This is a genomic window from Streptomyces sp. cmx-18-6, assembly GCF_046548915.1.
Classification (GTDB): Bacteria; Actinomycetota; Actinomycetes; order Streptomycetales; family Streptomycetaceae; genus Streptomyces.
The window spans coordinates 91,197-101,289 of record NZ_JAEBEP010000016.1 but is presented as its reverse complement, the minus strand read 5'-3'; the positions used below and the strand labels follow the sequence as shown (position 1 = coordinate 101,289).

Annotated in this window: 8 protein-coding genes; 1 reads left to right on the top strand and 7 read right to left on the bottom strand. The window is 71.6% G+C overall.

The window, feature by feature from the left end:
* Positions 1-80 precede the first annotated feature (80 nt).
* From ACLJPL_RS29720 to ACLJPL_RS29690, 7 genes are all read right to left on the bottom strand, one after another.
* Positions 81-1,817 carry a type IV secretory system conjugative DNA transfer family protein gene (locus ACLJPL_RS29720; protein WP_411084039.1) on the bottom strand — a complete coding sequence of 579 codons (1,737 nt, stop codon included), beginning with the start codon at positions 1,815-1,817 and terminating at the stop codon, positions 81-83.
* 30 nt (positions 1,818-1,847) lie between these two features.
* Positions 1,848-4,055 (bottom strand): peptidoglycan DD-metalloendopeptidase family protein, encoded by a 2,208-nt coding sequence (locus tag ACLJPL_RS29715; RefSeq protein WP_411084038.1) that lies wholly within the window; start codon positions 4,053-4,055, stop codon positions 1,848-1,850.
* Positions 4,056-4,062: 7 nt separating this feature from the next.
* Positions 4,063-4,731 carry a hypothetical protein gene (locus tag ACLJPL_RS29710; RefSeq protein WP_411084037.1) on the bottom strand — a complete coding sequence of 223 codons (669 nt, stop codon included), beginning with the start codon at positions 4,729-4,731 and terminating at the stop codon, positions 4,063-4,065.
* Between the two features lie 705 nt (positions 4,732-5,436).
* Positions 5,437-5,829, bottom strand: a complete 393-nt coding sequence (locus ACLJPL_RS29705; RefSeq protein ID WP_411084036.1) for a DUF4913 domain-containing protein — start codon at positions 5,827-5,829, stop codon at positions 5,437-5,439.
* 26 nt (positions 5,830-5,855) lie between these two features.
* Complete coding sequence (locus ACLJPL_RS29700) at positions 5,856-6,584, bottom strand: hypothetical protein (RefSeq protein ID WP_411084035.1); 729 nt, start codon at positions 6,582-6,584, stop codon at positions 5,856-5,858.
* 278 nt (positions 6,585-6,862) lie between these two features.
* Positions 6,863-7,486, bottom strand: a complete 624-nt coding sequence (locus tag ACLJPL_RS29695) for a hypothetical protein (protein WP_411084034.1) — start codon at positions 7,484-7,486, stop codon at positions 6,863-6,865.
* A 65-nt stretch (positions 7,487-7,551) separates the two neighbouring features.
* Positions 7,552-8,034 (bottom strand): hypothetical protein, encoded by a 483-nt coding sequence (locus ACLJPL_RS29690; RefSeq protein ID WP_411084033.1) that lies wholly within the window; start codon positions 8,032-8,034, stop codon positions 7,552-7,554.
* Positions 8,035-8,329: 295 nt separating this feature from the next.
* Here ACLJPL_RS29690 and ACLJPL_RS29685 point away from each other — a divergent pair, with 295 nt between their 5' ends.
* Positions 8,330-10,060, top strand: a complete 1,731-nt coding sequence (locus ACLJPL_RS29685; protein WP_411084032.1) for a conjugal transfer protein — start codon at positions 8,330-8,332, stop codon at positions 10,058-10,060.
* Positions 10,061-10,093: the final 33 nt, after the last annotated feature.

Sequence of the window (10,093 nt, the reverse complement as noted above, 5' to 3'; positions counted from 1 at the left end):
CATGGTCGCGGCCCCGCTCCGGTCGCTGTCACCGCCCGGCCCTGCCCCGGCCGCCCTCAGGGCCCCGCCCCCAACCCCCCTCAGCGGCGCGCCCCCGGGTCGAACCGCGCCAACGACGCCTGCACCGAGCGGGCGTGGGGCCCCTCCCACCAGGGAATGGTCTCCACAAGGACCGGCTTGGTGCCAGAGGCCAGGACGAGGGCCCGGCCGGGCGGCATCGAGCCCAGGTCCGAGACGTGCAGGACGCGTTCGCGCCGTACGGATTCGTTGACCGTGCGGTGGCCCGACCAGCCGCCGGACTCCGACTCCCGGGTCGTCGAGAACTCCCTCAGGTCGTAGTCGCCCGCCAGCTCCGAGAGGTCGCCGAGGAAGCGGGTGTCGGAGACGCCACCGCCGTACACCCGGACGTTCGCGGCGGACCACAGCTTCTCCATGCCGCGCTCGCCCCAGACCTCGATGCCCTGCGCCCAGGACTGGAGGATCGTCATCAGGATGATTCCCCGTGACCCGTAGTGCGAGTAGAGGTCGGGCAGGGCGCGCCAGCGGCAGACGTTCGCCGCCTCGTCCAGCACCCCGACCAGCGGCAGCGCCAGTCTGCCGCCGCGCTGGGTGGTCGCGTACTCCTCGGCCGCCTCGACGACCGCGACCGTCAGGGCGGTCACCAGCGGGCCGGCGGAGTCGCTGCCCTCGCGGGAGAGCGAGTAGAGGGTCGCGCCGTCCCGGACGAACTCGTGCGGGTCGAACTCCGGGCGGTCGTCGGCGTCGCCGGTCGGCGCGACCCACCGGTTCACCTCGGGGTTGACCAGACAGGACGCCATCTGCTGGGCGACGCCGTAGATGCCGCTGCGCTGCTTGTCGGGGGCGGTGATCACACCGGCCAGGGCGTCGGCGGGCATGAGGTGCCCGGCTCCGCGCAGGATGCGCTCGGGGGTGTCGTCCTTCGGGTTGGCCAGCCAGGTATAGATCTGCGTGATCGAGGACTTGGCCGTGGCCGCCGCGAGGAGCAGATTGGCGAGCAGGTCCTGTCCGGCCGGGTCGAAGAACGCGTCGGTGGAGGCGTCGGCGGCGCGCGAGCCCGAGGCGAAGTGGTCGGCCAGCTTGCGGGCCTTGGCGACGTCGGTCACGTACGACAGCGGGTTCCACCACCACACGGGCGGCTCCTGCGCCACCTGCTGGGGGTCGAAGACCCAGACCGGGCCGCGGGCCTGGCGCGGGCCGCGGGTGGCGTCGACGACGTCCCGCTTGTTCGAGGTGACGAGTACGGCGCCGGGGGCGTCCAGGATCGCGGGGATCGCGCGCCGGGTCGTCTTGCCGGTGCGGGGGCCCCAGATGTCGATGTGCATGTCCTCGAAGGACCCGAACAGCGGCTGCTTCCCGCGCACGGAACGCCCGATGAAGACGCCCGGCGTCTTGCCCCGTACACCCAGGCGCTCGGCGGTCGCGGCGGCCCCCTTCATGGTGAGCTTGCCGAGGTCCTCGCCCTTGGCGAGGTGGCGGGCCGCGCCGTCGACGTCCGGCTTGTCGCGAACGCGGCGGCGGATCCGGTACCCGGCGAGGACGAGGATCCCGGCGAGCAGCGCCTCCCCGGCCGCGATGGCGTTCGCCGCGCCGCCCGGCCAGACGTAGGAGCCCTTGGCCAGGGCCACGGCGAAGGAGAACGGGTCGCCCGGCGGGGCCGGTTCGTCGTTGAACGGCGCGCCGAAACGGGCGGCCAGCCAGGCGCCCCCGAGGAGGACGAGGACGGCGACCACCAGGAGGACGATCTCGGTCGTCCAGTCGTCCTCGGCGCGGGGCTTCTTGGGCTGTTCGACGGTCATGGTCAGGAGGTTCCTTCCGTCCCTTTCGGGTTACGCGTGTTCGGTGTCGCCCTTGCCGTCCGCCTCGACCGCGTTGCTGCCCTGCGGAATCGGCACCCGGTACACGGCGGTGATCTCGTCCTGTACGTCCCAGGTGCTGAACTCGACGTTCTTGCCGCTGCGCGGAGCGTGGACGATCTTCCTGCCGGCCGGCTCCCAGACGATGCCCACGTGCTCCGACCCGCGCGAGCTGGGCCGGAAGAAGATGAGGTCGCCGGGCTGCGCCTCGCTCAGGGCGACCTTGTGCGCGCGGAGCTTCTTCTCCTGCTCGTAGGTGGTCGCCCCGATGTCGATCTTGCCGTCGCTCGCCTGGTAGTACGCCCACTGCGTGTAGCTGGAGCAGTCGAAGGCGGTCGGGTTGACGCCCTGGAGGCGCGGTGCGCCCAGCACGTAGGGGGTGCCCATGCCGCGCTGCGCCCAGCCGAGCGCCGCCCGGACCACCGGGTCGTCGGAGTCGGGCAGTACGCCGGTGACCCCCGCGCCGTCCGGGGCCACCGGCGTACCGGAGCCGTCCTCGGCGCAGCCGGCGTACTCGGCGTCCCTGCCGTTCTGGTCGCCGTCACCGCCGGGCACGCCGCCGTAGTCGGGGCTGGCCGAGATCCTGCCCTCCAGCCAGGCTTGCGGGTCGACCATGCCGGGGCCCCTGTCCATGCCGCCGACGAAGGGGTTGTCGACGCCGGGGACCCGTACCTCCCAGTGGAGGTGGGCGCCGGTGACGTTGCCGGTGGCGCCGACCGTGCCGATCCGGTCGCCGCGCTTGACGGTGTCGCCGACCGAGACGGAGATCGTGGTCTGGTGGGCGTACAGGGAGATCGTGCCGCCCGCGTGGGTGATGTGGGTCTGGTTGCCGTACGACCCGCCGGGTCCGGCGACGGTCACCTTGCCGTCCGCGGCGGCGTAGATCGGGGTGCCGCTGGGGGCGACCAGGTCGAGCCCGGTGTGGTAGCCGAGGCTCCACATGTTCCCGGTCTTGCGGTAGGGGGTGCCGACCGTGTACGTGCCCTTCTTCATCGGCCACTGCCAGTCCTTGCCGCTGGGGGGTGTGGGGGGCGCGGCGGGGGCGCGCGCCGGGAGGGCGGCGGGGGCGGAGAGGGCGGCGGCTCTGGTCACGTAAGCGGTCCCGGGGGGCCCGTAGGTCGTTCCGTAGGTTCCGGGGGATGTCGTCCCGGAGGTTCCGGAGGACGGCCCGGTCAGCGGTCGGGAGTACGCGGCCGGGGCCATCGCCACCGTGGTGTCGTCGTCTCCCCGGCCGAGGGGCGGGGTCGACCAGGAGCGGGCCGGGGACGACCGGATGCTCAGCGCCGTACCCGGGTCGGCGTTGTTGCCGACCGGCTCGGGGATGTCCGACTGCTCCCCGAGGGTGGGGAAGGACGGGTTCTTGTCGACGGTCTTCTTCAGATGCGCGTACCACTCCTTCACCAGGTCCTTGTCGCCGGTGAGGCTGCCGCGGTAGCGGGCGGCCTGGGTGAGGACCACGCGCAGGTAGATGGTGTTGGACTTCGTCGAGCCGGAGTAGATCCGCAGCGCTTCGCCGGCGTTCGTCTCGGCGCCCTTGGCGTGCAGGAAGTTGGCGGCGGCGAAGGCGGAGTCGTCGATGTTGTAGAGGTCCTTCTCGCCGTCGCCGTTGCCGTCCGCGCCGTAGTCCGTCCAGGCCGGCTTGCCGAACTGCAACAGCCCCATGTATCCGGCGCTGTTGCGGCCACCGGGCGCGGCCGACTGGTCCTGGCCGAACTTGGTCTCCTGGTACATCTGCCCGGCTATCAGCGTCCAGTCGAGGCCCTTGTACCGTGCCGCCGCCCGCATGGAGGCCAGGATCATCCGCGGGGGTATCTCGTTGCGCGCCGTAGCATTGGGCAGATAGACCTTGCCCGCGGGCATGATCGGGCTGGTGGCGGCCGCGTCGCCGGTGTTGCCCGCCTGCGCGTTGTCGCCGTAGTCCGCGCAGGACGCCTGAGCCGATCCGCTGCCAACGCCGCCCAGCAGGCCGGCGACCACCGCGACGGCGATGAAGCAGATCCCGGCGGCCGGCAGGACACCGCCGCCGCCGATGATCAGCAGCAGTTTGCCCGTGCTCTTCTTCTTGTCCTTGCCGCCACCGTCCGGTTCGCCCTGACCGGCGGCCAACTGGGCAGCACCCTTGGCGGACTTGGCTACTTCGGCCGCTTTCGCCGCGGCCGCGAGGACGGCAGGAGCCACCATCGGTGTCTCAGTCCCCCGTTCGGTCGGACGATCCCACGTTGCCCAGGCCGTACAGATCGAAGCCCGAGACCTTCCATTTGCCGGAATCGTTCTTCGCGGTCACCAGCCAGGAGTTGGTCTCCGTACCGGTCGTCGCGCCGTTCTCGGCACGGGTCGCGGTGACGTTGACGACGCTGGAGATCATCTGACCGCTGCCCCGGGTGATGTCGTCGGCGATCATGGCGTCGCGGACCACGGTGGCCTTCCCCTCGGACGAGCAACGGGCGACCGCGCAGCCGTCCCACTCCTTGCCGGTGGGCAGGGCGGTCTCCTGCCGCATCCGCGTGTCGTCGGTGGTCAGCGCGAGCAACGGCGGTGCCCAGGAGGCTCCTTGGTCGGTGTGCCGGTACGTGTTCAGGCCCGCCATATAGCCGGCCATCGCCTGATGGGCCTCGACCACTTCGTCCGGCGTGACGATCGGGGTGACCGCGCCCGGGGCGGGCGACGACGGGGCCCCGGTGGCGGATCCGGCATCCTGCGGGGCGCTGGCGGTGGGTTCGGCGGCGGACGGGGCGTCGTCCGTGTCGTCGTCCTCCCCGTCGAAGACGGTGAGGACGACGAGGGCGCCGGCCAGCAGAACGCCCAGCGCCGCCAGGGCGAGTACCGCACTTCGCTTGTTCTCGGCGGGTGACTCCACCGTCCCGGGCCTCCCTCAGTCAGGTTGCCGGGACACGGTAGGTGGCGAACGGGCTGACGACGCGCGAACTTTCCTCACGGGGAAAGTCGAGGAAAGACGAGGAAAGCGCCTGGGGATTCAAGGAAATCGAGGGGGGCGGAGCGCGGAGGCGAGGTGGGGGGAGCCAATGAAGAAACCGGGGTCGATCTCTCACCGATTCTCCTCGAATGAACTCACCGGGGGCGGGAGGGGGAGTGTGAGCGGAAGGGAGAGCGGGAGGGGGAGCGGCGGCGAGGGCCCGGGGGCCGGGGGCGCTGGGGTCGGGGGGCTGGGCGGGGTTCAGACCTCCACACCGACCGGCTTCGGCGCGAGGTCGACGGTCGTCGGGGTGATGACACCGTGACCGCTCGGGCAGGTCGTCATCGGCGGGCCCTCAGGAACCCGGCGGGCGCGTGAACCTCCAACGCGATCGCGGAGCCTCCGGGCATCTCGGCCGTCCAGGTGGGAAAGGCGACCGACTGGCCGAGCACGATGCAGGGATCCGCCGCAGCGGCGTCACCACTTCGCCAGTACGCGAACCGGCACGGGCGGCGGCTGAGCGCTCGCGACCCCCTGTCGGGCCGGCAACCTGCCTCCGGCGGCTCCGGAAAGTCCTCCGCGTCCCACGAGCCCTTCCACACGGGAGCGCCCAGGACGCTGCGGCGGTCGGCCTCATCCCGGGGGAACTCACCCTGCCCCGCCCGGGCCAGGATCGTACGGCTCCACGGGAAGCGGCTCGAAGGGGTAGGCCGTATGCCCGTCCTTGGGCGAACATGCCGCGAACGGGCCCAGGTCCGTATCCATCAGCACCCGCAGGTGCGGGTCGGCGTGGTGCAGCCACCAGGTGGACATGCCGAGCGCCGGGTCGTGGCGCAGGTGCTCCCAGGCCAGCCAGAGGGCGGAGAGCCGGGCGCCCGCTTCGGGGTGCTCCCACCAGCGGGGGCACCAGGTGGCGGACGAGCCGTTGATCCGGCGGCGCACCATCGGCGACAGGTAGTCGGAGACGAAGACGAAGACGTCGGCGTAGAAGAACTCCACGTCCTCCTCGGCCGCCGTCTTCACCTCGGGGGCGGTGCTCATGTCGGACCTTTCGTACTGGGCATGGTTCAGATCTCCGCGCCGGCCGGCTCGGCCGCGAGGTCGACGGCCATCGGATTGATGACACCGTGGCCGGTCGGGCCGCGCGGGGCTGCCGGAGCGGCGGTCGGGCGAACCGTCACACCGGGCATGAAGGCACTGGCCCGCGCCGACTGCTGCTTCGGCTCGGCGGGCGGCGGCGCGTTCGGCTCGTCGTAGGTGCTGGCGGCCGACAACCGCGACAGCACTTGCGCATGCGCCGCCTGCCGGCCCTCGGGCACATCAATGGCACCCAGCTTCGCGGCGAAGTCTCTCGGCGAGTTGCGAACGTCGAAGTCACCCATCCGGACCTGACAACGCACCGCATCCTCGGCGATGAATTCGTCGATTTCCGGCGGAAGATGCTCATGTCGGGGCATCGGCACCGGGAACTTCACGCCTTCCTTGCCAACCTCAGGATGCGCGAGCAGAACCCGCAACTCGTCCTTGCCCAGGACGGAATCCTCCGTGATGTCGGCGGCGAAGGCGATGACCGGCCCCTCGGCGGCCTCGGCGTACCGTTCCGAGAGGGTGGCCCATACCTCCGGGACGGCTTTCTCCAGATCGTCCCGCTTCACCCGATAGTCGCGGGCAAGGACGTCGACCACGTTCTCGTCCGCGAGGTGGTAGGAGTCCATCTGCCCGCCGGCGGGCGTGTCCTCCAGCACCTGAAGGTTGCGCGACTCACCGCAGGCCCGCGCCAGGAAGCGGTGCTGCACAGGCCGTTCCACCCCCGGATGCTCGGAGCGGAAGGACCAGAACGCACGAGTGGGCCCCCTGTCCTCAGCCGTCACCGAACCGTTCTCAGCAACGTCCCGAAGGAACGAGACCAAGTCCGGAGTGCCCCGGCCCTGCTCGTGCGTCGCCCGCCAGTCCCCATAAATCCGGGCAGCCACCACACTCGCCTCGTCCCGATTACCGGGGGCCGTAGCCTGGTGCGCGTCCTCCAGCTCCAGAGATCTCGCTATCTCCTCCTGGGTAGGAGGGGCATCGAGCCTCACCAGCGCCGCCGCGAGCCCTCAGGCGCGTACACGTCCAGCGCAATCGTCGAACCGCCCGGCGTGTCGACAGTCCAGGTCGGGAACGCAACGGACTGCTCCAACGTGAAGAACACCTGACCAGGGTGCTCACCCACGGGCTCCCAGAAAGCCAGCCGGTACGGGTTTCGGGTCTGCAGCCGTGACTCTTTCCCCCGCCAGAACCTGGACTCCGGCGGCTCCGGGAAATCCTCCGCATCCCAAGCACCACTCCACACAGGGGCACCCAACACACTCACGGCCGCCTGCAGGATCTCGGGCCAAGCCGTGTTCCCGGCCGAGAGAACGTCCGGATTCTCAGCAGGTGCGTCCGCCATCACCTCCCACGCGTAATGCGTCAGTCCCCTGACCGGGTTCCATATGCCACCCGACCAGAGCGTCATCTTGCCGCCACTACGTGTCCGGACGATCAGGTTGCCCTCAACCGTCTTCGGCTCCCACCCGTACCGACCACACCAAGCGTCGAACTCCGGCGAACCCCCCTGCGGCGGCCCCGCCCACACCGAAGCCCAGTCGACACCGCGTAGCCCCTCCAACTCGGCAGCCAGGTCCTGGGCGGTGCGGCCCGTCGTCTCCTTCAGCATCACGCGCTCCTTCATTCGGTACGTGCGTTCGACCGTATCCCGGTCATGATCCCGGCCGGGATCGGTCAGGTCAGGAAGATGCCGAGGATCAGCAGCCCCACCACCACCGCGCCCATGATGAACCGCACCCTCGGGTCGTCCCGCTCCCACAGGTCGTGGACGAGGGCCCAGCCCGTCAGGCGTGCGGCGCGGCCGTCGTGCACGCTCGGGTTGCGGGCGGGCTCCGGCCGTTCGCCGCCGGTGCCGCCGAGCTCCGATTCGGCCGCGACCGATCCTCCGGTGGCCCCCTGCTGCTCCTGCGCGACCATGACCAGCCCCTCCAGGAGTTCGGGCATGGTGTGGGGGGTGAGGGGATAGGCGACGGTGCCGTACGGCGTCTGAAGGCACAGCTTCGCCTGCCAGGGGTTGCCGGGCTCGTAGCCGTCGATCCAGGCGTTCTGGGCGTCGACGGCCTGCGCGGGCACTCCGGCGGACGGTGCGGCGACGACCGGTGGGACAGCCTCGGTCTGCTGGGGGTGGGGGTAGGGGTGGACGTGCTGGTCGCTCAACTCTTGTCCTTCGCGCGGTCGGTGACGGCTCAGCGCCCGTCACCCGGGCACAACCCCGCATTGTGGCGGAGAGCAAGACTTCACGGCCCGAGCCGCCTTCACCGGAATTCCTCGCGGGGAATCCGCGCGCTTTCCTCACCTTTCCTCGACTTTCCCCACTCCCCCGGGGGTGGGGAAAGGAAGGGGGGCGATGCACGTTCCGTTTGCCACACTGCCGTCCGCACCTGGCCTCACCAGGGCCCGCCGCGCGCCCGACCGGCGGTCGGGGATCACACGCGGGGGAGAGACCGACTCGATGACGGATCACCACAGCTCTGCCGACGCGGCTCCCGGCGGCGTTCCGTCCGGACAGCCCCCGCAGCCCGGCCCCGCCCAGCCCGGCCCCACAGGCCCCGCCCACCCCGGCTCCACGGAGCAGGCCGCCTGGCAGCAGGGGCACGCGCAGCAGGCGCAGCAGACGCAGGGGCACGGGCAGCAAGCGCCGCAGACGCAGCAAGCGCACGTTCCCTACCAGCAGCAGCCGAACCCCGGACCGTACGGCTATCCGGCCGCCACCGCCGCGCCTCCCCACCCCCAGCCCCACCCCCAGCCCTCAGACGCCGCCCGTGCGCAGGTGGCCGCCGCCTGGGTGCGTCGCGCCCCGCAGGCCGCCGTGCCGCCGAGTCAGGCCGCCGTACCGCCCCTGCCGCCGCGCGCGGACGACGCCCCCGGCGCGTCGAAGAAGGACAAGCGGGAGCGGGCGAAGGCCGAGCGCAAGGCCGCGTACGAGCAGAAGAAGGCCGGGCGCGAGGAGCGCAAGCAGCGCGGGGCCACGGCGGCCCCCTCCCGCTCCTCCCCCGCATCCTCCGCGTCGGCGTCCGCGGCCACCGCACGTGACCGGGCCGGGTTCGACGTGCCACGTCCCGGCGGCCGGCTGCCCTCGACGGGACGCCGTACCCATGTCGCCCTGCGCGCCACCCTGTTGATCACCACCTGCGCCTTCGCGCTCGGCTCCTGCGGGGTGCTGGGGCTGGCCGTAGGCGCGTCGTCCGGCGTGCAGACCGCCGCCCTGGACACCGAGGACGTGGACCGCTACCGGCTCACCGAGTTCCCGACCCGAGCCGCGGCCACCTTCGCCGAGGAGTACGCGATGCTCTGCATGACGTACTCCCCGCAGACCGCGGACACCCGCCGCGCCACGCTGTCCCGCTATGTCTCGGCGGGCGTCGACGCCGACTGCGGCTGGAGCGGCCAGGGTACGCAGGCCGCCCGCCTGGCCACCTGGGACGGGACGGTCGAAGAGCTCGCCGAGTACGGGAAGCACGGCCGGTACATGGGCGTCCGGGTCAAGCTGTCGACCGGCCGCACCACCACCCTGTCCGTACCGGTGTACGTGAAGGACCTGGCCGAAGGGTCGGGGCTGCGCGTCGCGGGCGACGTGGGCGAGATGCCGTTGCCCGTACGCGGCAGCGCGCCGGAGGTGGACCAGGACGACGAGATCGTCGACCGGGCCCTGTCGGAGCAGCTCCGGGCGAAGGTGCTGCCCGGCTATTTCGGGGCCTGGGGGGCGTCCGACGCGACCGCGATGACCCGGTTCACCACCACCGACGCCAGCCAGGCGGCGACCTCCGGCCTGGCCGGTGCGCTGTCCGCTCCGGAGATCCGTACGGTGGTGGCGCTGGCCCCGCCGGGCGCCGAGACCGATGACGGGATCTCCTACAAGGACGGCCAGCCGGTACAGGTCCGGGTGACGGTCGTATGGGGCGGCGGCACGCAGGGCGGCAGCGCTCAGAGCAGCGGCGGTCAGGGCAGCGGCGCCGAAGCGATCAGCAAGTCCCAGCGCTCGTACCGGGTGACGGTGGTGAACACCGCCCAGGGCTGGTTCATCAAGGACATCCGCGGCGGCGTCCTCGACCCGCAGGGCGGACGCGCGGACGAGGGCGATCCTGTTGTGCCGCCGGTCGAGCCGAGCGGGCCGCCCGCTGCTGACGGCGCGGACGAGCCGGGTCAACCCACGAAACCGGGCAAGCCCGAGAAGTCCTCCTGACCCCCGCGTCTCGACACCCTCGCGTATCGACCT